The organism is Tsukamurella hominis (genome assembly GCF_965137015.1).
GTDB classification, from domain to species: domain Bacteria; phylum Actinomycetota; class Actinomycetes; order Mycobacteriales; family Mycobacteriaceae; genus Tsukamurella; species Tsukamurella hominis.
Genome location: NZ_CBCRZG010000004.1, coordinates 79,577 through 103,720 on the forward strand (window position 1 = coordinate 79,577; position 24,144 = coordinate 103,720).

The window sequence follows — 24,144 nt, forward strand, 5'->3', positions numbered from 1 at the left end:
AATCGGGTGTGCGGCAATGCGCCGCGGTGCGGCTCTCGACGACCCACCCGCTTGACCCTAGGCGGACCGTTCACCTGCACAGTAGGTGGCTGCTGTGACCGGTGTGACGAATTGCAGGTGACCGTTGCGTGTCCGTTACCCGACGAATCGTCGCTATCGCACAGATCCTTCGTCGTGGAACGCGCCGTGCCGCCCCGCACCGTCGGAGAACCGGGTCGCGCCCGCGACGGCGCCGTCGGCGAGGGAGGCGAGTCCGTACCGGTACTCGATCGCGAGGGCCTCGGCCTCGGACTCCGCCTCCCCGTCGAGCATCGAGAGGCGATCGTTGCGCAGGCAGGTCTGCGGGAATCCGGCGAGCTGCTGCCCGAGCTCGACGGCGGCCTCCAGGGCCGTTCCGGGCTCGACGGTGCGGTTGACCAGGCCGATCGCCTCGGCCTCGGCCGCGTCGACGGGCCGCCCGGTGAGGATGAGGTCCATCGCGCGGCTCGCGCCGATGAGCCGCGGCAGGCGCACGGTGCCGCCGTCGATGAGCGGCACACCCCAGCGGCGGCAGAAGACGCCGAGGACCGCATCGGTGGCGGCGACGCGCAGGTCCGCCCAGATGGCCAGCTCGAGGCCGCCGGCCACGGCGTGCCCCTCGATCGCGGCGATGACGGGCTTGCTCAGCCGCATCCGCGAGATTCCCATCGGTGCGTCCCCGTCGGGCTCCACGCGGTTCGGGGTGCCGGCGGCGACGGCTTTGAGATCGGCTCCAGCGCAGAAGGTCCCGCCCCGTCCGTGCAGCACGGCGACGGCGGCGTCCGGGTCGGCGTCGAAGGCGCGGAAGGCGTCGGCGAGGGCCTCGGCGGTGGCGCGGTCGACGGCGTTGCGCACGCCGGGCCGGTCGATCTCGACGACGGTGACCGGTCCCCGCCGGCTGACGAGGACGCTCATGACGACGTGGGTCCATGGACGGCGGAGCCGGTGGCGACCCCGGTGACGGTGCAGACGCCGAACCGGCCGTCGCGGTCGAACATGCTCGCCGAGGAGATGCTGATGCCGTCGACGATGACGAACTGGTCGGCCTCCAAGCCGATCTCGTCGCCGCGGGGTGCGCGGGCGATGGCCATGGAGACGTCGCCGTTGATGGTCTCGACGCCGCCGGTGCCCATACCGGTCACCAGATTGGTGCAGTCGGAGACCATCGCGGCGCGGGCGAAGGGCGTGGTCTCCTCGCCGTCGAGGACGCGCCAGCCGCGGGTCCAGACGCGCTTGCGCTCGGCGGTGGCCCAGTGCTCCGGGGTGTCGGACGAGACGTAGTCGCCGCTGCCGCCGGCCATCGCGAGGCGCGGCGCCTCGGGTGGCGGCGGGGCGGGCACGTGCGGATCGGACCAGACGACACCGTCGGGCTGCCGAGCCCGGTGATAGAAGGTGACGGCGGCACGGACGACGGTCTTGTCGTTCTGGATGATCTCCGCCTCCGCGACGCGGATGCGGCGGCCCGAGCGGACGAGGCGCGTGCGGACGTCCAGGTGGCCGGAGCGGACCATGCGGAACATGTCGCAGTGCCAGCGGGTCCCCACGAGGCCCTCGCCGAACTCGGTGTCGAGGACCTGCGCGAGCAGGCCCGCGATCGCCGGACCCGACAGGGTGCCGGGCGCCCAGCGGCCCTCCGCGGCGGGCAGCGAATCGAAGCCGCCGCCGCTGCGGGCGAACTGCGCGGGTACCTCCGGGGTGGTCATTCCATTGGGTTTACCAGGCGCCGCCGCGCGCCCTGTACTCGCATCCGCCGGAACGCCGCCGCGGAGGCCGCCATGCGGTACTCATGGAGCATGGGCGATTCGTTCTTCGTGAAGATGTGGCCGCGGCTGGTGCGCAACGAGCCGCCGCTGCTGACCGAGCTGCGGCGACGCAACCTGGCCGGGCTGTCGGGCCGGGTCCTGGAGGTGGGCGCGGGCACCGGCACGAACTTCGCGCTGTACCCGCCGGAGGTCACGACGGTGGTCGCGCTGGAGCCCGAGGACGCCCTGCGCTCGGAGGCGTCTGCGGTGGCGGACGCGCGCGTCGAGGTGCGGCCCGAGCGGCTCGACGAGTACGTCGCCGCGGAGCCCTTCGACGCCGTGGTGTTCAGCCTGGTGCTGTGCTCGCTGCCCGACCCCGAGGGCGCGGTGCGGCAGGTCCGCGGATTCCTGGGGCCCGACGGTGAGCTCCGCTTCCTCGAGCACGTCGCCGCGCGGGGCGGGATGCTGGAGGGCCTGCAGAAGGCGGCGGACGCCACCGTCTGGCCGCGCCTGTTCGGGAACTGCCATGCGCACCGCGACGCCGTCGGACTGATCAGCGGGGCAGGTTTCGCGGTGACCACGGTGGAGGATCGGATGCTGGCGCCCGCGTGGGTGCCGATCCCGACGTCGCCGCTGGTCCTCGGTCGCGCGCACGGCTGAGTCCGCCGGTCAGGCGGCCTGCCCGCAGGTGCACTGGCATTCGGTGAGCGTGCCGCCTGCGGCGGCCGTGTGCCGCCAGGCGGGGCTGCCGGGCACCAGCGCGGGCTCGCGCCTGGGGGTACCGTTCGTCGTGCCCGACGGTGCCGTGACGATCGTGTCCGCGGTCGTGGGCGCCGGGAGCGCGACAGGACCGCGGCGCCACAGAGCGGGCGCGAGGATCGCTCCAGCGGCAGCGATTCCGGCGAGAAGCCCCCAGGCCTGGACGAGCCCGAAGCGGTTCGCGCCCCAGCCCGCGATCGGGTAGGCGATGAGCCAGGCGAGGTGCGAGAGGGAGAACTGGGCGGCGAAGACGGCGGCCACATCGCTGGGTGCCGCGGCGGCGCGGAGCACCTTCCCGGTGGGCGTGATCGCCATCGCCGAGCCTGCGCCGCTCGCGAACCAGACGACCGCGGTGAGCGCCCACGACGGGGTGTCGGCGGCGGCCATCGCGACGGCACCGCCCGCCGCGACGGTGAGTAGCACTGCGCCCGTGAGCATCACGGACCTCTCGGTGAACCGGTCCAGGAGGCGCGGAACCGCGAGCGCCACGAGCAGGGTGCCACCGCCGGACGCGGCGAGCATCCACGCGACCTGGGACTCGCTGCCGCCCAGTCGATCGCGGACGTAGTTGACGGTGTTGACCACCACGATCGAGCCGGCGGCGGCCACCGCGAAGTTCACGGCGAAGACGCCCCGCAGGCTCGGGGTGCGCGCGAACAGCCTGACGCCGGACAGGATGCGGTCGGCGGGACCGCCCGCGGGCGCCCGGCGGGCGTCGGGCACCGTCGCCCGGAGGACCAAGAACGCGGAGACGACGAATCCGACTGCGGTACCTACGAACAGGACATCAAAGTCGATGAGCAGGAGCGCCAGCGCGGCGACGACGGGGCTGACCAGGCTCTCCATCGTGTACGCGACCTGCGACGCGGACAGCGCGGTGGTGTACTCGCGCTCGTCGGTGATGATGTCCGGGATCACCGCCTGGAAGGTGGGTGTGAACGCCGCCGACGCCGCCTGCAGGGTGCCGATGAGGACGTAGATCTGCCAGACCTCGGTGACGAAGGGCAGGGCGAGGACGATGCCGGCGCGCACGACATCGAGGGCCACCAGGAACGCCCGCCGCGGGAGCCTGTCGACGTACGCCGCGGCGAGCGGCGCGATGACCACGTACAGCACCATCTTGATCGTGAGCGCGGTGCCGAGCACGACGGCGGCTGAGGAGCCCGCGATCTCGTAGGCGAGCAGGCCCAGCGCGACGGTGGTCAGGCCGGTGCCGAGCAGGGCGACGATCTGCGCGCTGAACAGCAGCCGGAAGTCGCGGTGTGCGAAGGGGCCCACGGTAACTCTCCTGAGCTCGATGGTGAGGTAGTGGATTCGGGTCAGTGGTGGTGCGCGGCGTGATGGCTGCTGTGCGGGCCGGCGTGCGCGACGGGCTCCGCGCCGTCGACCGGCGCCTCCGACTCCGCGGCCGGGGCGGGCTCGCCGGCGACGAGCGTGAAGTCCGCGGTCCGGACGGTGCCGGCGTGCTGGAAGTCGAGGAACAGCCGGTACGTGCCCGCAGACGGGGCCATCGCGTGGAACCGGATGTCCGGGCCGGCGGGGGTGGCGGGGTCCGACGGGTCGCCCTCGGGATGGACGTGCAGGAAGGCGAGGTCGCCGGCGCGGAGCGCGACGAGGTGGCCGTACGCGGCGAGGTAGGGCTGCAGGTCCGTGACGGGGATGCCGCCGCGGGTGATGCGGGCGCGGAGCTCGGCCCCCTCGCCCGGCAGGAGCGCACCGTCGAGCGTGACGACGTAGTCGTCGACCGTCGACACGGTGCGGCGCTCGAGCAGGTCGCGCGGCCGGTAGTCGCCGGGGACGGCGACGTCGGCGCCGAGCACGATGCCCGCGCCGAGCGCCGTCGGGGCGACGTCGGCGAAGAAGCGCCACACGCCCGGCGTCAGGTCCAGCTCCACCGACCAGGTGCCGGCCGTGTCCATGACGGGGTGCACGTGCTGGAAGCCGCTGGTGTCGCGCTGGACGGCGATGAAGTGCAGCTTCCGGTCGTGCTGCTCGTCGAAGGCGGTGACCGGCGCGTCGTCGGGGCCGAGGATCGCGAACTCGACGCGGGTGCGGCCGGCGTCGAGGATCGTCAGCGACGGGGTGATGCGGTAGCCCTGATCCGCGGTCTGCAACCCCTGCGGGAACGGTGCGGCGGCGTGTGCGCTGTGGTCCATGACGTGCTCCTTCGGTGTGCGTGCGCGGCGGATCCACCGTCGTTCGGGTACCCCCTGAGGGTACTTGGATTTATACCCCCTAGGGGTATCCTCGTCAACCGTCTTCATGAAACAGACACCGATGGGGTCTCCCGCCGGCGGAAGGATTCACGCGGCGTCAGTCGTTGGGCACCGCCGCGAGGCGCGGCTTGGAGTAGTAGAGCGTGAAGCTGAGCCAGCTCCCGCCCTCGGTGATCTCGTCGTGCATGACGAGATCCTCGACCTCGATCGTGCCCAGCGCTTCGACCGTATCGGCGAACCTGCGCAGCAGCGCCGGCAGATCGTCCTGCCCGGCGCCCCGCGGGTTCCCCTGCGAGATGGATCTCAGCAGTGTGTGGTCATCAGCCATGCTGCGATGGTGTCACGGTCGTCGTGCCTGGTCGAGAAGGTTTCGCAGTCATACTTGGTCCATGCCTCTCGTTGACGTCACGTGCTCACCGAATGTCACCGCCCCGCAGAAGCGCAGGTTGTCGTCAGAGCTGCCGCATTGGGTGTCGGTCGCCGTCGAATGCAGCGACGAGCCGTACGACGGCGACTTGCAACCGGGGGACGTGATCATCCGCTTCCACGACCCCTCGCCCTTCGACCGTTTCGACCTGGACATCCTCGTTGAAGTGCACTCGAAATGGTTCGAGGACCGCGCCGCCAATCGCGCATCGCGCGCGGCAGCCATACTCGCGGCCGTCGAATCGATTGCACCTTCGTGCACAGCTGGCGTGTATCTCTCACTGCCACATGTCGCCTGGGATCAATCCGAATAGGTCGGGGCGATCAGATCAAGGCCCCTGCTGTCATCTCGACCACCCCAGGACTTCCGGGTTGAAGGGGAGAACCACCGCTCAACGACCTCGCTCCAGCCGCTAGTTGAGCCGGTGGAGTTCCGCACCGTCGGCGTCGCGTGTGATCACCGCGCCGGGTGCCCAGACGGAGACCCCGCCCTGCCAATGGACGATCTCGAGTTCATCGCCATAGGGATCCACGACGTCGGCCAGCATGTACTGCCCACCGCCGAGGTCGTACGTCGTCCCGCTCGGTTCGAACATGACCGTGAAGGGTGCGTCCCCGTCTGCCGTGAGCTTGATCCGCAGAAAGGGCTCTGGTTCAGGAGCCATGTCCATCCCACTCCTCGATCCGCCCCGACGCCCAAGGTCCCAACCAACAAGTAAGGCCCCTGGCCAGTGTTTCCACTGATCAGGGGCCCTGCTGTCGTCTCAACCAACGAGTCGGGGTGGCGGGATTCGAACCCACGACCTCTTCGTCCCGAACGAAGCGCGCTACCAAGCTGCGCCACACCCCGTGGTGACAACCTGCAATAGATTACTACAGCCACCGTCGGGCAGGAAATCGCCAGGTCAGGCCTGTACGGCCTCCGGTGCGATGACGGGGCCGAGCTCGACCTCCCGGTCGCGCACCGGCGCGCCGACGAGGGTGAGCAGCGAGGCCTCCGGCCGGCAGAAGGTGCGGAACGGCGCCCAGGGCGACGTGCCGAGCCCGGCGCTCACGTGCAGCTTCATGTGCGCGCCCCACGCGGAGGCGCCTTTCACCCGCGACCGGTCGAGGCCGCAGTTGGTGATCAGGGCGCCGTACACCGGCAGGCACAGCTGCCCGCCGTGCGTGTGGCCGGCGAGCGCGAGGTCGTAGCCGTCGTCGGCGAACCGGTCCAGCACGCGCGGCTCCGGCGAGTGGGTGAGCGCGAGCCGCAGGTCGACGGACTCGTCGGCGCGCCCGGCGATGGTCTCGTACCGGTCGCGCTCGATGTGCGGATCGTCGACGCCCGCGACGGAGATGGTGACGCCGCCCGCCTCCAGGCGACGCACCGCGTGCGTGGCGTCCAGCCAGCCGCGCTCCGAGAACGCCGCGCGCAGGTCCTGCCAGGGCAGCGGGTCGCCGTGCTTGCGCTCGTGGTTCTTGTCGAAGTACTTGGCCGGGTTCTTGGGCGTCGGCCCGAAGTAGTCGTTGGAGCCGAAGACGAACAGGCCCGGCCGGGCGAGCAGCGGATCGAGGGTCTGCACCACCGACGGGACCGCCCGCGGGTGCGACAGGTTGTCGCCCGTGTTCACCACGAGATCGGGCTCGAGCGCGGCCAGCTCGTGCACCCAGGCCTGCTTGAGCCGCTGACCGGGCGTCATGTGCAGGTCCGAGATGTGCAGGATCCGCAGCGTCGGCGAGCCGGGCGGCAGGATCGGCAGCGTGTGCTCGCGCAGCGTGAAGGCGTTGCGCTCGAAGACGGTGGCGTAGGCGATGGACGCGACGCCCGCGCCCGCCAGGCCGGCTCCGGCACGGAGAAGAGGATGAACTGCCATCACCCCAGGATACTCAGCTGCCGCGTCCTCGCACACCGCGTAACTTGGACGTCATGTCAGAAGTGAAGGCCGCTATCCGCGACGACCTCAAGACCGCGATGAAGGCCAAGGACACCCTGGTCACCGGCACGCTGCGCATGCTGCTCTCGGCGATCCAGAACGAGGAGACCGCCGGCACGGCGCATGCGCTGACCGACGAGGAGTTCCTCAAGGTGGTCGCGCGCGAGGTGAAGAAGCGCGGCGAGGCCGCCGAGATCTTCGCGTCCAACGGCCGCGACGAGCTGGCCGCCAAGGAGCGCGCCGAGGCCGAGGTCATGTCCCGCTACCTGCCGAAGCAGCTCGGCGACGACGAGCTGAACGCCCTCGTCGACGCCGCGATCGCCGAGGTGACCGCCGAGCTCGGCGAGGCCCCGACGGTGCGCCAGATGGGACAGGTCATGAAGGTCGCCAACGCCAAGGCGGCGGGCGCCGCCGACGGCAAGCGGCTCTCGACCGCCGTCAAGGCGAAGCTCGCGTAGTGGCGAGCGTGCGCCGCCCCGGCGCGATGTGGCTGTGGGTCCTCGTCTCGCTCGCCGCCGGCGCGGGGGCCATCGCCCTGTACGTGACGGCGATCATCCAGTGCTCGGCCCTACTCGGCACCACCGGCTATCCGGGGAATTTCCCCGCTTCGCCGCTGGGCGTGCGCACGATCACGATCCTGATCATCGCGATCGCCGGGCTCGTGGTGGTCGCGGCGATGGCCTTCACGGGTCTCTTCGCGCTGTTCGGGCAGCGTTGGGCGACGATGCTCTACGGCCTCGCCGCGTTCGCGAGCTTCCTGCTCGCCGCCGCGTCGGTGTTGCTCGGCAACGCCCGCGGCTACACCGATCCGGTGAGCCGCTTCGGCGTCGACCACAACGGCGCGCCGCTGGCGGGCCTACCCATGTGGGGCGCCCTCATCGTGATGTTCCTGATGCTGTTCTCGCTGGCCCTCACCCGGCCGGTGTACCGGTACGCGGTCGAGCGCAGCGGCGCGTGACGACCCTCGGTGCGTGTCGGCGACGACACGCCGGCCGCGCATCGCAGAGTCGCACCGAAGGTCAGAGCGCGCCGAGGGCGTAGCCGCCCCACACCGCGACGACGCTCGCGCCGAGCGTCGCCAGCCCGTACACCACGCCGTCGCGGTAGCGCTTGTCCCGCAGCAGGGTCAGGGTCTCGACGGTGGCCGTGCTGAAGGTCGTGTAGCCGCCGCACACGCCGGTGCCGAGGACGGCCAGCGCCGTCCCGCCGAGTCCTCCCCCGGCGACGGCTCCGGCGAGCAGTCCGAGCACGAATGAGCCCGAGACGTTGATCGCCGCCGTGGCCCAGAAGGAGAGACGGGCGCGGAGGGCACCGTCGACGAGGTAGCGCAGGACGGCCCCGAGGCCCCCGCCGACGGCGATCAGGAGGGTCGTCATCGTCGTGTCACCGCCGCCCCGGCGAGGGCCGCGACGAGGCCGAGGAGCACCATCGCACCGGCGTACAGCGCGCCGACGACCGGGGCCGCGTCGTGGATGTCCAGCGCGAACGCGCTGTAGGTCGTGAGGCCCCCACAGAAGCCGGTGCCGAGCAGTAGCCGGATCCGACGGTGCCGCTCGTCGTCGGGGCGCTGGGACAGAGCCTCGACGATGACGCCGAGGAGGAACGCGCCGAGCATGTTCACCGTGAAGGTGGACCAGGCGAAGGGGCTGTGCGGCAGCCAGTGCCCCACCTCGGCGCGAACGAAGGTACCGGCCGCGCCGCCCAGGAAGACGAGCCCCAGGGCGGCGGGCCGCAGTAGCGTGCTCAGGCGCCGATCAGACCGCGGTGGTCAGGTCGACGTCGATGTTGCCGCGCGTCGCGTTCGAGTACGGGCAGAGCTGGTGCGCCTTGGCGACGAGGGCCTCGGCGTCCGCCTGGGCGAGGCCGGGCAGCGTGGCCTTGATGGCGGCGTTGATGCCGAAGCCGGACTCGGTCTTGCCGAAGCCGACGGTGACGTCGACGGTGGTGTCGTCCGGGACGGCGACCTTCTCGTTGCGGCCCACGGCGCGGATCGCACCCAGGAAGCACGCCGCGTAGCCGGCCGAGAACAGCTCCTCGGGGTTGGTGCCCTCGCCGTTGCCGCCCATCTCCTTCGGGGGCCGGGTGTCCAGGTCGATGCGGCCGGTGGCCGACTTCACGTGCCCGTCGCGGCCGCCACCGGTGGCGGTCGAGGAGATGGTGTAGACGACGTCCAAGCTCATATCCGGCGCTCCTTCGCGTTGTGCCCGCCCGGTCCGGGCGGCGTTCCCCTTCGACAGTAGTCCCGATCACAACCGCCCTCCGGGCGATGCTCCGATCCGCCGCCGGGCGGTGGATCAGGGCGCGCAGTCGGGGCAGTAGCCCCAGAAGGTGACCTCGGCCTCGTCGATGACGAAGCCGTGGTCGTCGTCGGCGGTCAGGCAGGGCGCGGCGCCGACTGCGCAATCGATGTCGACGATCTTCGCGCACGACCGGCACACCAGGTGGTGGTGGTTGTCGGCGACGCGGGCCTCGTACCGGACGGCGGAGCCGGCGGGCTCGATCCGACGCAGCAGGCCCTTCTCGGCACACACGCGCAGCACGTCGTAGACGGTCTGCGTGGCGACGGTGCCGAGTCTGCCGCGCAGGTACTCGGCCACGTCGTCGGCGGTGGCGTGCGGGTGCCCGTCGAGGTAGCCGAGGGCGGCGACGCGGGGCGCGGTGATCCGCAGCCCCACGCCCCGCAGCCGGTCCTCGGCGGTGTCCACCTCAGTCATGCGAAATAGACTACGCCCGATTTTGGAATGATTCCAGGGTCAGTCGCCTGGTGTGAGCAGTCCGGCCACTCGGCCGCGCCACTGCCGTTTCCCCAGATGGGGCGTCCCCAGGAAGTCGTCGATCACCGGCGCCAACACTTCGGAGCGCGTCACCAGGTCCACGTGGCCGCCGTCGTGCCGGTACAGCGTGGCCCGCGGCAGCAGCGTCTCGAAGATCTTCCCGTTGATCATGGGGATGATCGGGTCGTCCTCGCCGAAGACGAGCAGCGTCTTCTGCCGGATCACCGGGAGCGCGAAGATCGATGTCCACACCGAGCCGGCCAGCAATTGATGCAGGTAGCCCATCTTCGAGCCGGCGTGCATCTGCCGGGAGAAGGTCTCGCCGACGGCCATCCCGTCCTCGCGGACCCCGCCGCCGTACAGCTCGCCCGCGACCTGCGCCGCGTACTCGGGATCGCGGAACCGCCGCGGCGTGACCATCTTCCGGAGCACGCGCGGGTCGCCGGGCACCATGATCGCGCCGGTGCCCGTGGACACGAGGATCAGGCGCCGGCAGCGCATCGGGTTCTGGAACGCGAACTGCTGCGCGAGCGCGCCGCCCCAGGACAGGCCCAGGATGTCGACGACGCCGATGTCCAGCTTGTCCAGCACCCTACCCAGCACCCACGCGAGGTAGGGGAAGCCGTACGGCAGGATCGACGTGGGCGACTCGCCCACGCCCGGCACGTCGAAGCGCAGCACGGGGCGCTGCGGATCGAGGGCGTCCACGAACGGGTCCAGCACCTCGAGGCTCGCGCCGATCCCGTTGCACAGCACCAGCGGAACGCCCACGCCGGGCCGGTAGCGCACCCGGATCCGCTGGCCGCCTGTGGCGATCAGCTCGTCGGGCAGGTCGACCTCGGTCGTCGTCTCACCGGACGTCGTGTCATCGCTCATCGGTACAACACCACCGTCTCGGCGATGCACGCCGGACGGTCGGCACCGTCGACCTCGTAGGTCAGGCGGATGACGGCCTCGATTCCGGCCGGCTTCTCCTGCGCCCCCACGAGTTCCACGGCGGCGCGCACCCGCGCGCCGACCGGGACGGGCGCCGGGAAGCGCACCTTGTTGAGCCCGTAGTTGACGCCGGCCTGGACCTTCTCGATCACCAGCGCCTCGGCGATGAACAGCGGTGCCAGCGACAGCGTGAGGTAGCCGTGGGCGATGGTGCGCCCGTACGGCCCGGCGGCCGCCTTCTCCGGGTCGACGTGGATCCACTGGTGATCGCCCGTGGCGTCGGCGAAGAGGTTGACCCGCTCCTGGTCGATGGTCATCCACTCGGTGGTGCCGAGCGGCTGCCCGACGAGGCCGAGCAGGTCCTGGGGGGTGGGGATCGTGGTGGTCATGGATGTCCTCACTTCTCGTGCACGAAGGTGCCGGGTGCGGGGGCGAGCGGCTCGTAGCCGGGGGCACCCAGCTGGGTGGGCGCGTCGACCTCGGCACCGCTGCGCTCGTTCAGCCAGGCGAGGTGGTGGGGCCACCAGGAGCCCGCCTGCTTCTCGGCCGCCTCGAACCACTCCTCGGGCGTCTGGTCCTGCAGCACCGGACCGGTGCGGAACGACGACTTCGGGTTGCCGGGCGGGTTCACCAGGGCGGCGATATGGCCGGCGGTCGACAGCACGTACGTGTTGTCCTTGCTCCCGAGCAGCGCGGCGCTGCGCTCGGTGGCCTGCCACGGGCAGATGTGGTCCGAGATACCGCCCAGCACGTAGGCGTCGCACTCGACCTTCGACAGGTCGACGGGAGTACCCATCATCATCTGCTCCCCCGGCGTCACCAGGGTGTTGTGGAGCCCCATCGTCACCATGTCCTTGTGCAGGTTCGCCGCCATCCGGGTGGTATCGGCGTTCCAGAACAGCACGTCGAACGGCGCGGGGGACTTGCCCTGGATGTAGTTGTTGACCCAGTACCGCCAGACCAGGTCCGTCGGGCGGAGCCAGGCGAACATCTCGGCCATGGCGGCACCGTCGAGGTACCCCTTGCTGGCAGAGCTGCGGATCGCGGCCTCGGCGCCGCGCTCGCTGGCCAGGGCCGAGCCGAGGCCGGCGTGGCTCTGGTCGAGGACGGTGACGCCCAGGGTGAGCCCGGCGATCCGATCGCCGTGGCCCGTCGCGAACAGGTGCGAGATCATCATCGAGGTGAGGATGCCGCCGGAACAGGTGGCGAAGATGTTCGCCTTATCGGCGCCGGTGATCACCTCGAGGGCGTCGAGCGCCTTGACGATGGACTGGCCGTACTCGTCGAAGCCCCAATCGCGGTGCCGCGCCGACGGATTGCGCCACGAGATCGCGAAGACCTGCTGGCCGCCCTTGACGTAGTACTCGATGAGGCTGCGGCCGGGCGCGATGTCCATGATGTAGAACTTGTTGATCACCGGCGGCACGAGCAGGATCGGCACCTCGCGCACCTGCTTGGTCTGCGGGGCGTAGTGGATCAGCTCGAACATCCGGGTCCGCAGGACGACGGTGCCCTTCGTGGTCGCCAGCGTCTCGCCCACCGTGTAGGCGTCGGGGTCGATCATCGACGGGATGCGGGGCGTGCTCGCCATGTCGCGGGCGAAGTTCTTCGCTCCGCGCAGTGCGGAGAGACCGCCCGTGTCGATGAGCGCCTTCCAGCCCAGCGGGTTGAGCAGCGGGCTGTTGGTCGGCGAGAGGCCCTCGATCGCGTTGTCGAGGACGAAGCGCATCTTCTCGGCGTCCTTCCAGTCGAGGTCCGCGTCCTCGTAGAGCTGGTCGGCGGTGTCCGACGCGGCGAGGTACGCCTGCTCGACGCGACGCAGCAGCGGGTTCTCCTTCCACGCCGGGTCCGAGAAGCGGAAGTCGCCCTTCTTCGGGGCCCGCTGGCTCTTGCCCGCGGCGATGAGGCCGAGCTCCTTGACCAGACCCGCGCCGCGCTCGGCGACGGTGACGGGCTTGCCGGCCAGGGACTGTGCCATCCGCGCCCAGGCGGCGTTGGGCATCATGCGGGAGGCGAAGGACTTCGTCGAGTTGACGAGCAGCATGTCGAGCGGGGCGCCGAACTCGTCCTCGGGGGTGCGATCGGTATCGGTGGTGGTCATGGCAGTGCCTCGACTCTCTGGAGGTTCGGGATTCAGGCGGAGTACTCGGACGGGATGGTGATGTCGCGCTTCTGGACCTTGCCGGTGGCGCCCTTGGGCAGCTCCGTCAGCACCCAGACGTGTCGCGGGTACTTGTAGGAGGCGACGCGCTCCTTGACGAAGTCGCGGACGGCCTCGGCGGTGAGGGTGCTGCCGGCCTTGAGCGCGACGGCGGCGCCCACCTCCTCGCCGAGCGAGGAGTGCGGGATGCCGACGACCGCGGCCTCCGCGATCTCGGGGTGGCTGTAGAGCACTTCTTCGAGCTCGCGCGGGTAGACGTTGAGGCCGCCGCGGATGATCATCTCCTTCTTGCGGTCGACGATCGAGAAGTAGCCCTCCTCGTCGACGATGCCGATGTCACCGGTCGAGAACCAGCCGTCGGCGTCGATCGCGGCAGCGGTGGCCTCGGGGAGGTTCCAGTAGCCCTTCATGATGTTGTGGCCGCGCACTTGGACCTCGCCGCGCTCGCCCTGCGGGACCTCGTTGCCGGCATCGTCGACGACGCGCATGAAGACGCCCTCGATCGGGGTGCCGATCGTGCCGGGCTTGCGGGGCTTGTCCGGGTGGTTGAAGCACGCCACGGGCGAGGTCTCGGACAGGCCGTAGCCCTCCATGATGATCGCGTTGAAGGCCTTCTCGAAGTCGGCGATCACCTGCAGCGGCAGCGCGGCGCCGCCGGAGCCGCAGGCCCGCAGCGAGGAGACGTCGTCGCCGGGCTGCAGCGCGGCGACGAGCGCGGCGTACATGGTGGGCACGCCCAGGAAGACGGTCACGTGGTCGCGCCCGATGACCTCGATGGCCTTGCGCGGGTCGAAGCGCGGGATCAGCGTGAGCGTCGAGGCGAAGCCCACCGCGGCGTTGAGACCGCAGGTGAGGCCGAAGACGTGGAACAGGGGCAGACAGCCCATCACCACGTCGTCGGTGGTCAGGTGCAGCAGTGTGCGGCCGGAGATCTCGCAGTTCATGCCGAGCCCCTGATGGGTCAGCTCCGCGCCCTTGGGCTTACCGGTGGTGCCGGAGGTGTGCAGGATGACCGCCGTGTCCGACGGTTCGCGGGGCTCGACCGCCGCGGTCGGCTCGTACTTCGCGAGGAGCGTCGCGAGGGCCGCGTCGTCGCCGAAGTGGCACGCGGCACCCGCGGCCTTCGCGCCGGCCTCCGCGTCGTCGGCGAAGACCGGGGTGGCGAACAGCGCCTTCGCGGAGGTGTTAGCCAGGTAGTACTCGACCTCGGCGGCCTTGAGGAGAGGATTCATCGGGACGGCGACGGCGCCGCGCCGCATGATGCCGTAGAAGACGATGGCGAAGGCCGGGGTGTTCGGGAGCATGATCCCGACGCGGTCGCCGGGCTCGATGCCCTGCTCCGCGAGGTAGGTGGCGAACCGGGCGGACGCGTCGTCGAACTGCGCGTAGGTGAACTGGAGATCATCGCACTTCAGGGCGATGGTGTCCGCGTGCGAAGCAGCGGCGTCGGTGAGGTTCTCGGCGAGGTTCGTCATCGGAGGTCCTTCGTGGGCGGGTGTCGGATTCGTCCTTTACAGAGTGACCCGGAACACCCTGTCGCGTCGATGGTGACGCAAACACCGTTCCGCCCGCTGGGGTGTCACGAAACACAATCACCACAGCTTGGAATTGCAGTCTTGCGACTACACGGCTTTGCCAGCCTTCATTACTGAACGGCCCCGGCGACGGCGAGCGGCGGCCGGCGCCGGTGGAAGTCGGTGACCCCCTGGTAGGCGTGCCCCGCCTGCAGGACCAGCTGCTCGGCGAACTCCCCGCCGACGAACTGGAAGCCGAGCGGGGTGCCCCGATCGGTGAAGCCGCCGGGGAGGGTCAGCGACGGCAGCCCGGCGATGTCCAGGGGCGCGGTGGGCACGAGTAATCCCGCGAGGAGCGCCTCGTCGCTGCCCAGGTTCGCCATCTGCGCGAGAGTCGGCGAGGCGATGCCCGTGCCGGGGAGCAGCAGCAGATCGACGGTGGCGAACAGCCTGCGGCAGCGACCGATGAAGTCGCGCCGCCACTCCAGCATCCCCTGGTATTCGACGCCGCCGATGCTCTGCCCGAGGGTGATCAGGTCGCGGAGGTCGGGCCCGTACTCGGCCTCCCGGCCGGGGAAGGTCGCGCGGTGCTCGTAGGCGGTCTCCACGGCGCACAGCGGTGCCCAGTGCTGCGCCGCCGCGGGGAAGTCCGGGGTCTCGACCTCGGCCACGAGGAAACCGAGATCGCGCACCGTCTCGACGACCCCCTCGAGCATGGCGCGCGTGGGCGCGTCGAAGGTCTCGTTGAGCCGGGGGTCGACGCCGAATCGTGGGGCGCGGCGCAGGGTGATGTCGCGCAGGTATTCGGGGACGGGGAGCAACGAGGCCGTGGGGTCGTTGACGTCCTGACCGGCGATGACGCCGAGGATGGCGGCGCAGTCCCGCGCACTGCGCGCCATCGGGCCGACGTGATCCATGCTCGCGGCCAGCGCCGTGCTGCCGTAGCGGCTCACCCGCCCCCAGGTGGGCTTGAGGCCGGTCGCGCCGTTCGCGCTGGACGGCAGCCGGATCGATCCGCCGGTATCGGTGCCCAGCGCGCCGAAACACAGCCCGGCGACGGGCGCCACGCCCGAGCCGCTGGACGAGGCCCCGGACCAGGTGTCCGCGTCCCAGGGGTTCACCGGCGTCGGCAGGTCGGGGTGGTGACTCGTGTACGCGCCCTCGGTCATCGTGAGCTTGCCCAGGATCACGGCGCCCGCCGCACGGAGCCGTGCGACGACGGTGGCGTCGTGATCGGAGCGGTGTCCCGCGTGCACCGTGCTGCCCGACGCGGTCGGGGCGTCGGTGGTGTAGAACAGGTCCTTCACCGCAACCGGAACGCCGTGCAGCGGCCCGCGCCACTGGCCGTGCGCGAGTTCGGCGTCCGCCCGCACGGCGGCCTCGCGCGCCGTCTCCCGACCCACATACGCGTAACTGTGCAGGGCCGGATCGAGGGCATCGATCCTGGCCAGGAGCGCCTCGGTCACCGCGGTGGAGGTGACCCGCCCCGAGCGGAGCAGCTCCGCGACGTCGGTCAGATCGAGGTGGGCGAGATCGTCCGTGTCGGGCATGGAGGCTCCTCCGGTCGCTGTGGCGCACGTCACCGTGCCGCGACCTCAGGCTGTCACATCGCGCGAAGCCCCCGCCTGGAAACGGACACGGGCGTCGACCTCGAACGCGAGGCAGAGCTCCGCGACCTCGCGGGGCGAGCCGACCGAGCGGCCCGTCAGCTGTTCGACCCGTCGGAGGCGGTGCCGGACGGTGTTGGGGTGCACGAACAGTGCGTCCGCGGCGTCCTTGACGTTCCCGTCGTGCGCGACCCACGCGCGGAACGTGGCGAACAGCGGCTCGCGGTCGTCGTCGGGCAGGTCGTACAGACCGCGGAGCACGCCCCGCGCCAGGTCGACGGTGGTCTCGGGCGCCGCGATCGCGGCCGTGCCGAGTACGGAACCGTCGAACACCGAGACCCCGGTGCCCGGCCCGACGAGTTCGCGGCGCGCGAAGGTCAGCCCCTGCGGGGTGTCGCGCAGGTCCCCGAAGGGCGCGCTCACGCCGACGCGGGCGACGGCCACCCGGCGCAGCAGGTCGATCACCGCGGTGCGCACCGGCGGCGTCGGGGCGTGGACGATGCCGATCTGCTGGTCCGGCAGCAGCCGCCAGGCGGAGTAGGCGTCGATCGCGCGGAGCCGGTCGGCGATGCCGGGCAGCGGTGCCCGCCCCACCTCGACGGTCGCCGCCGCGACCGCGAGGTACGGGCCGGTCGTGGGGATGCGCAGGATCGTCGCGATCTCCCACAGGCTCTGGTCGCTCGGGATCCGGCCCTGCAGAAGGTATTCCGCGAGCGCGGCGCGTTCGGCGGCGTCGTCGAGGGCCTGCTCGGTGGTCCGGTCGCGGTGCGCGCCGGCCATCGCATCGACGAACTGGTCCTGCGCCTCCCACATGTGCTGCGTCGCCGAGAGCAGCGCCTGCCGGCTCAGCTCGGGCCGCGCCTCCGCGATCGCGTGCACCTCCTGCCAGACGCGGTGCACGCCGATCCGGTAGGCGTGCATGACGGCGGCCAGCGGCACGCCCATCTCCGCCCGGGTGCGGCCCGTCGCGGCGGCCGGCGCGGTATCGAACGACGAGGCTGTCATCGCCTCCACCATGTACGTCAGGTTGTCGCGAACGGCCGCCGCCACCAACTCCTCGGAGACCGCGCCCTCGTCGGCGTAGATCGGGATCGATCGCCGGATCGACTCGACGACCGAGCGCGCGAGGTCGTCCATCCGCGCGGTCAGGGCGTCGCGGATCTGGGCGATCTCGGCGTCCACGGCATCACTCACGCCTGCCGATTGTCCTGGTTCCCGCGGCCGCGCGTGCGCGATTCGGCTGGCTAGACTCCGGCGCATGGATCTCATCCGGCACCTGCGCTTCTTCGTCGCGGTCGCCGAGGAGCAGCACTTCGGCCGCGCCGCGGACCGGCTCGGGATCACGCAGCCCCCGGTCTCGGCGGGCCTGCGCCGGCTCGAGGAGGCGCTGGGCGTCACCCTCATCGACCGCAGCCGACGGGGCGCCGACCTCACACCGGCCGGGCGCGAGCTGCTTCCGCGGGCCCGGGTCATGGTCCGCGACGCCGACCGGTTCGTGGCCGAGGCGGCGCGCCTCGGCGCCGGGGCCGGGGAACGCCGGGTCGCCCTCTGCGATGCGCTCGGCGGAGCGGTGGCCGCCGCCTGCGCCGCCGCGTTGGCCCCCGGGGTCGACGGTGCGCCGCTCACCCTCTCGGCCGGCGCGTCGCCGCAGCTGGCGCGGGCCGTCGCCGAGGACCTGCTGGACGTCGCGGTGGTCGAGCACCCCGTCCTGGGGGACGGCGCACCGTCGGGGCCCGTGATCGCGCTGCCGCGGGACTTCCTGGTGCCCGCGAGTTTCCGGTCGCCGCGCGCGGCGAATCCGCCCGCGGCGGACCTGCTACTGGACCGGCTCACGGCGCGGGGCATCACGTCGACGGTGCTCATCACCGAGACCGAGGCCGCCGCGCACGCCGCGGTGGCGGCCGGGCTGGCGTTCACGCCCGTCGCCGCCGGCGATGACGCACCTGCCGGGACCGCCCGGCGCGCGGCGACGGATTTCCCGTTGCGGGTCAAGGTCCTCGGCCGCCGCGACCACCCGGACGCGGCGCGACTGGAATCGGTGCTGTGGCGGCTGGCGCGATGACGGCGGCGCAGCGGATCGACGCAGTCTTCGCCGACGCCGGGTGCAACGGCTGGCTGCACGCGCGCGTCGTGGGGTCGTCGTCCCGCTGGGCGGCCGTGCTGTCGGTGGGCGGCGAGCAGCCGGTCGTCCCCGCGTCGATCTACAAGGTGGTGCTCCTGGTCGCGGCGGCGCGCGCCGTCGACGCCGGGGCACTCGACCCCCGCGCGCGGGTCGTCGTCGACCCGGCGGCCGCGACGCCCGGCCCGACGGGGATCGCGACGCTGTCGGACCCCGTCGAGATGAGTGTCCGCGATCTGCTGCGGTCGATGGTCGCGGTCTCCGACAACGCGGCGGCGGGCGTGCTGATGGGCCTGGTGGGGCTGGACGCGGTGCAGCGGACCGCGCGCGACCTGGGGCTGCACGGCACGCGGATCGTGGGCGGCGACGCCGAGATCCACGCCGCGATGATGGCGGAGACCGATACGCACACCGTGGCCGAGGCCTTCGCGGCGCTGGCGGACGACGACCTCGCGCGGCCCGTACGCGCCTACGACCCGACCTTCGGCAGCGCGACCACCGCCGCGGACATGACCGCGCTGCTCGCCGCGATCTGGTCGGACACCGCGGCCTCCGCGGAGCAGTGCGCCTTCGCCCGCTCGGCGCTCGCCGGGCAGGTCTTCCGGCACCGCGTCGCCTCGGGGTTCGGCTCGGCACCGTCGATCGCCGGCAAAACGGGCACGCTGGGCGCGCTCCGCAACGAAGTCGCGGTGGTGGAATACCCCGGCGAGCATCCCGTCGCGGTGGCGGTGTTCACGCACGCGGCGCGCAACGATCCGAGCCTGCCACGCGTCGACGCGGCCATCGGGACGGTCGCGGCGATCGCCGTCGACGCTCTTCGCGTACCGCTCGACCTGCACTGATAGCGGATCGCTATCGCCGACGCCGGTTTCGCTCTTTGGCGGGTATCGCCGCTCGCGGGTTGACTGGGCGCATGCGCTCCACCCCGCACCGGCCCGCCCGCCCCGCCCGCGGCGGCGCGGCGATCCTCGCGATCGCCGCCCTCGCGGCCTCGCTCGTCGCCTGTTCCGAGGACGACGTGGTGACCAAGTTCGCGACCGCCCTGTCGGGTCGGGACGCCTCGCAGGCCGCGGGCCTCACCTCCGATCCCGAGTCCGCCACGACCGCGCTGCAGGCCACGTTCGACGGCATGGGTGATGCGAAGCCGACCGTCACCGCCGGCAAGGACGGGGAGGAGCGGACGCTCACGTGGTCGTGGGCGCTCCCCCGCAAGCACGGCGTGCGGTTCACCACCAAGGTCGCCGCCGGGGGCGGCAAGGTCACCTGGAAGCCCACCGTCGTGCATCCCGACGCGACGTCCGAGGGCGCGCGGCTGCTCTACGCCGACGAGAAGCCTTACAGCACACCGGTCGTGGACCGGAAGAACGCGCCGTTCCTGACCTGGCAGACGGTCACCGTCGTGAACCTGGACCCGGCGAAGGCGACCTCCGCGGCGGACGCCCTCGCCACGCGGCTCGCCGCCGCCGACCCGACGGTGACCGCCGCCGGCCTGCGGAAGACGGTGGAGGGCAAGGACTCCCCCACCGCCGTGATCTCGCTGCGCGCCGCCGACGCGAAGAAGGTCGGCAGGCTCACCAGGATCGACGGGGTGACGGTCCGCGAGGAGGGCCGCCTGCTGACCGCCGCGCCGGTGCTGCGGTCGCCCGTCGTCGCGGGCCTGGAGGAGAAGTGGCGCAGCGCCGTCGACGCCGCGGCGGGCTCCTCGGTCACCGTCGTCGACGGGGAGGGCAAGCCCCTGCGCCTCGTCGACTCCTTCCCCGCCGCGCCGGTGCAACCGATACGCACCACGCTCGACGCCGGGCTGCAGCGCGCCGCGAACGCCGCCGTCGCGGGCGAGAAACGCGCGACGATGCTCGTCGCGATCCGCCCGTCCACGGGCGGCATCCTCGCGGTGGCACAGAACGCCGCCGCCGACAAGCAGGGCCCCGTCGCCCTGACGGGCCTCTACGCGCCCGGATCGACTTTCAAGACCATCACCACCGCCGCCGCGCTGGACGCGAAGATCACCACCCCCGACGCGCAGCTGGCCTGCCCGGGCCGCGCCACCTTCAGCGACCGGACGATCCCCAACGAGAACGAGTTCGCGCTCGGTACCGTGCCGCTGCACACGGCCTTTGCGAAGTCGTGCAACACCACCATGGCGGGCCTGGGCACGAAGCTCGGCGACACCGCCCTCACCGACACCGCGAAGCGGTTCGGGCTGGGCGTCGACTTCACCATCCCCGGGATCACGACGGTGACCGGCTCCGTCCCCGCCGCTCGCACCCCCGCGGAGCGCGTGGAGGAATCGATCGGGCAGGGCCGGGTCACCGCGTCGCCCTTCGGGCTCGCCGTCGTCGAGGCCTCGCTCGCGGCCCGCGGCATGGTCCGTCCCTCGCTGTTCGACGGTGAGCCCGCCCCGGCGGACGCACAGCCGCAGCCGATCGACCCGGGCGTCGCGGACGCGCTGCGCACCGCGATGCGCGAGACCGTGACCTCCGGCACTGCGACGGCGCTGCGCGACATCGAGGGGCTGGGCGGCAAGACCGGCACTGCGGAGTTCGGCGACAACACCCACGCGCACGGCTGGTTCGCCGGGATCGTCGGCGACCTCGCCTTCGCGACCCTCGTGGTCTCCGGCGAGAGCTCCGCGCCCGCCGTCGCCGTGAGCGGCGCCTTCCTCCGCGGTGCGGGCGGCGACCTCCCCTGAACCGGCTGTGCGATCACAGCACGCATTGCTAGTCTGAAACTCATATTCGCGAAGAAGGGGTTTCTCATGGCACATCGACGCACGCGCGGCAGTCGCGCACTGGCCACCGGCCTCGCCGCGTTCGGTCTGGTCTCCGCGACGTTCGTCGCGCCGATCTCGGTGGGCGCCGCGAACGCGCTCGAGCCGTGCCCGATGGGCCAAACGCCTTTCTGGAACGGCAAGAACTGCGTCATGCAGCTGTGCACGCCGCCCTACAACCCGACGTTCCCGCCGTGCACCATGCCGATCCCGACCGCTCCCCCCGCGGCCGTGCCGACGGCACCCGCAGCGCCGGGCGCCATCCCCGGGATGCCGTGACCTAGTATCGGCCCGTGTTCGTCAAGGTGTGTGGGCTGCGGACGCCCGAAACGGTGGACGCCGCGGTCGAATCGGGCGCCGACGCGGTGGGCTTCGTCTTCGCCCCCGGCAGCGTCCGGCTGATCTCCTCCGACGATGCCGCACCTCTCGTCGCGCGCGTACCCGACGAGGTCGAGACTGTCGGCGTGTTCCGCGGCCAGCCGATCGACGAAGTTCTGCGCCTGGCCCGCGAGTCCGGTGTGGGCACGATCCAACTGCACGGCGACGAGCCCGACGACCACTTCGCCCGCGCCGCCGAGGCCGGCTTCCGCACGATCCGCGCGATCTCCGCGGCCCGGTTCACCGCGTCGGGCCACACGGGCGGCGAGCGCCTGCTCATCGACGCGACGGTGCCCGGCTCCGGCACGACGTTCTCCCCCGCCGACCTGCCGGTGCCACCGACCGTCGACTGGCTGCTCGCCGGCGGCCTGCGCCCGGACAACGTCGCCGCGCTGATCGCCGCCTTCGGCCCGTCGGGCGTGGACGTCTCCAGCGGTGTCGAGTCGGCGCCCGGGGTGAAGGATCCCGTGCTGATCCGCGCATTCGTCGTCGCCGCCCGGTCCTGACCTGCGGTTCCCGCTCCGAACCCGTCCCCTACGGGGAGTAGTATTCCGCCTGTGTTCCGCCCCGCCCGCCCCGAATCCACGCTGCGTGGCGTCGCGGTGGGCGCGGTCTCCTTCGCGGCGAGCCTGACCGCGCACGCGTTCGCCATGCGCGGCGGCGGTTCCGCGGCCCCGGGCCGTTCGATGCCCGGCCACGACATGAGGGTCATGCCGGGGCACGACATGTCGACGATGACCGGGCACGCCATGGGCGGGCACGCGATGCACTCGATGCCGGCGATGGATGCGCCCGCCGTTGCTGCGGCATCGTCGATCCCGACGACCTCGGTCCTGCTGCTCGCAGCCGTGTGCGCGCTCCTCGGCGTGCTCGCCGCGCGGCCGCGCACGGCCGGGCCACGGGCCGCCACCGCACTGCTGCTGCTCGGCCAGGGCGCCGGCCACCTCGCACTCGGCCTCACGATGGGCCACCTCGCGCTGAGCCCGACCATGGCCGCTGCGCACCTCGTCGCGGCGGTCGTCGCCGGCGCCGTGATCGCCGGCGCCGAGCACGCGCTGCGCGTCGCGCTGGCGACGCTGACGCCCCTGACCCCGACCTGGCGGGAGCGGGCGCGCACCGTCGTCGCCCCGGTCTGGACCTTCCGGGCCGTTCCGCTCCCCGTGCTCGCGCGACACGGGGCGCTGCGCGCGCCACCCGCCTGACACCTCACACCACTTGTCACCCGCCCGGATCGGCCCTGCGCCGCCCGGGCTCCCCGCGCGTACGCGCATTACCTCGTGAGGTGTCCTCATGTCAGTGACCGATTCGGCGGCCGAGAACGCGCCGCCGACCGAACCCACTCCCCCCGCAGCCCCGCCCGCCCGGGCGCGGCCCGGGTGGCGCGCCGCGATCCTGCGGCTGCACTTCTACGCGGGCCTGCTGGTAGGCCCGTTCCTCCTCATCGCGGCGATCAGCGGCGGCCTGTACGCGGCCGCGCCGACCGTCGAGAAGTTCGTCTACGCCGACCAGATCGAGGCGCGGACGGACGGGCCCGCCCGGCCGCTGGCCGAGCAGGTCGCCGCGGCGCAGGCCGCGCGTCCGGGCCTGCCGGTCGCGGCGGTGCGGACGGGCGACGGCCCGGGGCTCACCACCCGCGTGCTGTTCGACGATCCGTCGCTCGCCGCGGACGGCCGCCAGCTCGCCGTCTACGTCGATCCCGCGTCGGCGCAGGTCCAGGGCGCGCTGCCCGTGTACGGCTCCGTCGAGGCGCTGCCGATCCGGTTCTGGATCGACCGGCTGCACGTCGACCTGCACCTCGGCGACGTCGGCCGGTTCTACAGCGAGCTCGCCGCGTCGTGGCTCTGGGTGGTCGCGCTCGGCGGCTTCTACCTGTGGTGGCGGCACCGGCGGGGGAACCCGCGGCGCATGCTGGCCTACGACCGCAAGGCCAAGGGCCGGGGCGGCCGGATGAGCCGGCACGCCTCCATCGGCACGTGGCTGCTCCTCGGCCTGCTGTTCTTCTCCGCGACCGGATTGACCTGGTCGAAGTACGCGGGCGAGAACATCGGCCAGCTGCGCACGGAGCTGGGGTGGACCAAACCCGCGCTCTCGACGTCGCTCACACCGGGCGGCGAGCACGGCGGGGGCAGCGAGCACGCCGATCACCAGATGCCCGCCGCCGCACCGGCGATCGCGCCGGAGGTTGCGGAGCGGACCCGGGCGCGCAACATCGCGGTCCTGGACCGGGCCGTCACGGAGGCCGCCGCGCGCGGGGTCGACGGTGCCGTCCAGGTCTCCATCCCGACAGATCCGAACGCCGCGATCACGGTGGCCCAGACCCGGCAGCCGTGGCGGATGGGGATCGACTCCGCCACCGTCGATCCGAACACCGGGCAGGTGATCACGGTGCTCGCCTTCGCGTCGTGGCCGCTTCTGGCGAAGGCGACGGAGCTGCTCATCAACACCCACATGGGCTGGCAGTTCGGTCTGCTCAACCAGATCGTATTGGTTGCGTTCGCAGCACTTCTCGTGACGGTGATCGTGCGCGGTTACCTCATGTGGTGGCAGCGGCGTCCGAAACGCGGCGGGCTCCCGAAGCCGCCGGCGCGGGGCGCGATCCGGAAGGTCGAACCGTCGCACGCGATTCCGGCGATTCTGGGCATCGCGTTCCTCGGGTGGTTCCTGCCGGTGTTCGGCGTTTCGCTGCTGGCGTTCGTGGTGCTCGATGTTGCGATAGGCGTGGCTAAGCGGGGTAGGGCTAACCTAAGAAATAGCCCCTGACCTGCAGAAAGGGTCGCCTTGCCTGCGTTGCGCGGTGCCTGGAACGGTTCT

At 71.8% G+C, this 24,144-nt stretch carries 28 protein-coding genes and 1 tRNA gene; 11 read left to right on the top strand and 18 right to left on the bottom strand.

Features of this window, described 5'->3' with window-relative positions; translation table 11 throughout:
• Nucleotides 1-153: 153 nt before the first annotated feature.
• Both ACM9LD_RS07070 and ACM9LD_RS07075 read right to left on the bottom strand, forming a co-directional pair.
• A complete protein-coding gene (locus tag ACM9LD_RS07070; protein WP_415676037.1) occupies nt 154-933 on the bottom strand; it encodes a crotonase/enoyl-CoA hydratase family protein in 780 nt (259 codons plus the stop codon).
• Nucleotides 930-1,721, bottom strand: a complete 792-nt coding sequence (locus ACM9LD_RS07075; protein WP_415676038.1) for an acyl-CoA thioesterase domain-containing protein — start codon at nt 1,719-1,721, stop codon at nt 930-932. The genes ACM9LD_RS07070 and ACM9LD_RS07075 overlap by 4 nt, the downstream gene beginning before the upstream one ends.
• Before the next feature lie 90 nt (nt 1,722-1,811).
• Between ACM9LD_RS07075 and ACM9LD_RS07080 the strand changes: the two genes are divergently transcribed.
• On the top strand, nt 1,812-2,420 hold the full coding sequence (locus tag ACM9LD_RS07080; protein ID WP_415676039.1) for a class I SAM-dependent methyltransferase: 609 nt from the start codon (nt 1,812-1,814) through the stop codon (nt 2,418-2,420).
• A 9-nt stretch (nt 2,421-2,429) separates the two neighbouring features.
• Here ACM9LD_RS07080 and ACM9LD_RS07085 read toward each other — a convergent pair whose 3' ends face one another.
• From ACM9LD_RS07085 to ACM9LD_RS07095, 3 genes are all read right to left on the bottom strand, one after another.
• Nucleotides 2,430-3,797, bottom strand: coding sequence for an MFS transporter (locus ACM9LD_RS07085; protein ID WP_415676040.1), 1,368 nt, complete (start codon nt 3,795-3,797; stop codon nt 2,430-2,432).
• A 41-nt stretch (nt 3,798-3,838) separates the two neighbouring features.
• Entirely contained in the window at nt 3,839-4,675 is an 837-nt protein-coding gene (locus ACM9LD_RS07090; RefSeq protein WP_415676041.1) for a hypothetical protein, read from the bottom strand.
• A gap of 157 nt (nt 4,676-4,832) precedes the next feature.
• Nucleotides 4,833-5,063 carry a hypothetical protein gene (locus ACM9LD_RS07095; protein ID WP_415676042.1) on the bottom strand — a complete coding sequence of 77 codons (231 nt, stop codon included), beginning with the start codon at nt 5,061-5,063 and terminating at the stop codon, nt 4,833-4,835.
• A gap of 61 nt (nt 5,064-5,124) precedes the next feature.
• On the opposite strand from ACM9LD_RS07095, the gene ACM9LD_RS07100 reads away from it, so the two are divergent.
• Entirely contained in the window at nt 5,125-5,475 is a 351-nt protein-coding gene (locus ACM9LD_RS07100) for a hypothetical protein (protein WP_415676043.1), read from the top strand.
• Between the two features lie 99 nt (nt 5,476-5,574).
• Here ACM9LD_RS07100 and ACM9LD_RS07105 read toward each other — a convergent pair whose 3' ends face one another.
• The 3 genes from ACM9LD_RS07105 to ACM9LD_RS07115 form a co-directional block, all read right to left on the bottom strand.
• Nucleotides 5,575-5,757 carry a hypothetical protein gene (locus ACM9LD_RS07105; protein WP_415676044.1) on the bottom strand — a complete coding sequence of 61 codons (183 nt, stop codon included), beginning with the start codon at nt 5,755-5,757 and terminating at the stop codon, nt 5,575-5,577.
• Between the two features lie 180 nt (nt 5,758-5,937).
• Nucleotides 5,938-6,011: transfer RNA gene (locus ACM9LD_RS07110), tRNA-Pro, on the bottom strand.
• Between the two features lie 55 nt (nt 6,012-6,066).
• Nucleotides 6,067-7,017, bottom strand: coding sequence for a metallophosphoesterase (locus ACM9LD_RS07115; protein ID WP_415676045.1), 951 nt, complete (start codon nt 7,015-7,017; stop codon nt 6,067-6,069).
• 53 nt (nt 7,018-7,070) lie between these two features.
• Here ACM9LD_RS07115 and ACM9LD_RS07120 point away from each other — a divergent pair, with 53 nt between their 5' ends.
• The gene (locus ACM9LD_RS07120; RefSeq protein ID WP_415676046.1) at nt 7,071-7,535 is read left to right on the top strand and encodes a GatB/YqeY domain-containing protein; all 465 of its coding nucleotides are present in this window, start codon (nt 7,071-7,073) and stop codon (nt 7,533-7,535) included.
• Nucleotides 7,535-8,035: a hypothetical protein gene (locus tag ACM9LD_RS07125; protein ID WP_415676047.1), complete on the top strand. Its 501-nt coding sequence runs from the start codon at nt 7,535-7,537 to the stop codon at nt 8,033-8,035. The genes ACM9LD_RS07120 and ACM9LD_RS07125 overlap by 1 nt, the downstream gene beginning before the upstream one ends.
• A 61-nt stretch (nt 8,036-8,096) precedes the next feature.
• Here the strand turns inward: ACM9LD_RS07125 and ACM9LD_RS07130 are convergent, their stop codons facing one another.
• The 10 genes from ACM9LD_RS07130 to ACM9LD_RS07175 form a co-directional block, all read right to left on the bottom strand.
• The gene (locus tag ACM9LD_RS07130; protein ID WP_415676048.1) at nt 8,097-8,453 is read right to left on the bottom strand and encodes a fluoride efflux transporter FluC; all 357 of its coding nucleotides are present in this window, start codon (nt 8,451-8,453) and stop codon (nt 8,097-8,099) included.
• Nucleotides 8,450-8,824: a fluoride efflux transporter FluC gene (locus tag ACM9LD_RS07135; protein WP_415676226.1), complete on the bottom strand. Its 375-nt coding sequence runs from the start codon at nt 8,822-8,824 to the stop codon at nt 8,450-8,452. Before ACM9LD_RS07135 ends, ACM9LD_RS07130 begins: the two co-directional genes overlap by 4 nt.
• 7 nt (nt 8,825-8,831) lie before the next feature.
• Nucleotides 8,832-9,257, bottom strand: a complete 426-nt coding sequence (locus tag ACM9LD_RS07140) for an organic hydroperoxide resistance protein (RefSeq protein WP_068525953.1) — start codon at nt 9,255-9,257, stop codon at nt 8,832-8,834.
• Nucleotides 9,258-9,371: 114 nt separating this feature from the next.
• Nucleotides 9,372-9,791 (bottom strand): Fur family transcriptional regulator, encoded by a 420-nt coding sequence (locus ACM9LD_RS07145; RefSeq protein ID WP_336670818.1) that lies wholly within the window; start codon nt 9,789-9,791, stop codon nt 9,372-9,374.
• 39 nt (nt 9,792-9,830) lie between these two features.
• Entirely contained in the window at nt 9,831-10,727 is an 897-nt protein-coding gene (gene phaZ, locus ACM9LD_RS07150) for a poly(3-hydroxyalkanoate) depolymerase (RefSeq protein WP_415676049.1), read from the bottom strand.
• The gene (locus ACM9LD_RS07155) at nt 10,724-11,176 is read right to left on the bottom strand and encodes a MaoC family dehydratase (protein WP_415676050.1); all 453 of its coding nucleotides are present in this window, start codon (nt 11,174-11,176) and stop codon (nt 10,724-10,726) included. Before ACM9LD_RS07155 ends, phaZ begins: the two co-directional genes overlap by 4 nt.
• An 8-nt stretch (nt 11,177-11,184) precedes the next feature.
• Nucleotides 11,185-12,888, bottom strand: coding sequence for a PHA/PHB synthase family protein (locus ACM9LD_RS07160; protein ID WP_415676051.1), 1,704 nt, complete (start codon nt 12,886-12,888; stop codon nt 11,185-11,187).
• Nucleotides 12,889-12,920: 32 nt separating this feature from the next.
• A complete protein-coding gene (locus ACM9LD_RS07165) occupies nt 12,921-14,423 on the bottom strand; it encodes a long-chain-fatty-acid--CoA ligase (RefSeq protein WP_415676052.1) in 1,503 nt (500 codons plus the stop codon).
• A gap of 170 nt (nt 14,424-14,593) precedes the next feature.
• Complete coding sequence (locus tag ACM9LD_RS07170) at nt 14,594-16,012, bottom strand: amidase (protein ID WP_415676053.1); 1,419 nt, start codon at nt 16,010-16,012, stop codon at nt 14,594-14,596.
• Between the two features lie 45 nt (nt 16,013-16,057).
• Nucleotides 16,058-17,263 carry a PucR family transcriptional regulator gene (locus ACM9LD_RS07175; protein WP_415676054.1) on the bottom strand — a complete coding sequence of 402 codons (1,206 nt, stop codon included), beginning with the start codon at nt 17,261-17,263 and terminating at the stop codon, nt 16,058-16,060.
• Nucleotides 17,264-17,327: 64 nt separating this feature from the next.
• Here ACM9LD_RS07175 and ACM9LD_RS07180 point away from each other — a divergent pair, with 64 nt between their 5' ends.
• The 7 genes from ACM9LD_RS07180 (at nt 17,328) to ACM9LD_RS07210 (ending at nt 24,093) form a co-directional block, all read left to right on the top strand.
• Complete coding sequence (locus ACM9LD_RS07180; RefSeq protein ID WP_415676055.1) at nt 17,328-18,131, top strand: LysR family transcriptional regulator; 804 nt, start codon at nt 17,328-17,330, stop codon at nt 18,129-18,131.
• The gene (locus tag ACM9LD_RS07185) at nt 18,128-19,030 is read left to right on the top strand and encodes a serine hydrolase (protein WP_415676056.1); all 903 of its coding nucleotides are present in this window, start codon (nt 18,128-18,130) and stop codon (nt 19,028-19,030) included. The genes ACM9LD_RS07180 and ACM9LD_RS07185 overlap by 4 nt, the downstream gene beginning before the upstream one ends.
• Nucleotides 19,031-19,101: 71 nt before the next feature.
• Entirely contained in the window at nt 19,102-20,877 is a 1,776-nt protein-coding gene (locus ACM9LD_RS07190; RefSeq protein WP_415676057.1) for a penicillin-binding transpeptidase domain-containing protein, read from the top strand.
• A gap of 66 nt (nt 20,878-20,943) precedes the next feature.
• Entirely contained in the window at nt 20,944-21,234 is a 291-nt protein-coding gene (locus ACM9LD_RS07195; protein WP_415676058.1) for a hypothetical protein, read from the top strand.
• Between the two features lie 14 nt (nt 21,235-21,248).
• Complete coding sequence (locus ACM9LD_RS07200) at nt 21,249-21,839, top strand: phosphoribosylanthranilate isomerase (protein ID WP_415676059.1); 591 nt, start codon at nt 21,249-21,251, stop codon at nt 21,837-21,839.
• Nucleotides 21,840-21,890: 51 nt separating this feature from the next.
• Nucleotides 21,891-22,535, top strand: a complete 645-nt coding sequence (locus ACM9LD_RS07205) for a hypothetical protein (RefSeq protein ID WP_415676060.1) — start codon at nt 21,891-21,893, stop codon at nt 22,533-22,535.
• 88 nt (nt 22,536-22,623) lie between these two features.
• A complete protein-coding gene (locus ACM9LD_RS07210; RefSeq protein WP_415676061.1) occupies nt 22,624-24,093 on the top strand; it encodes a PepSY-associated TM helix domain-containing protein in 1,470 nt (489 codons plus the stop codon).
• Nucleotides 24,094-24,144 lie beyond the last annotated feature (51 nt).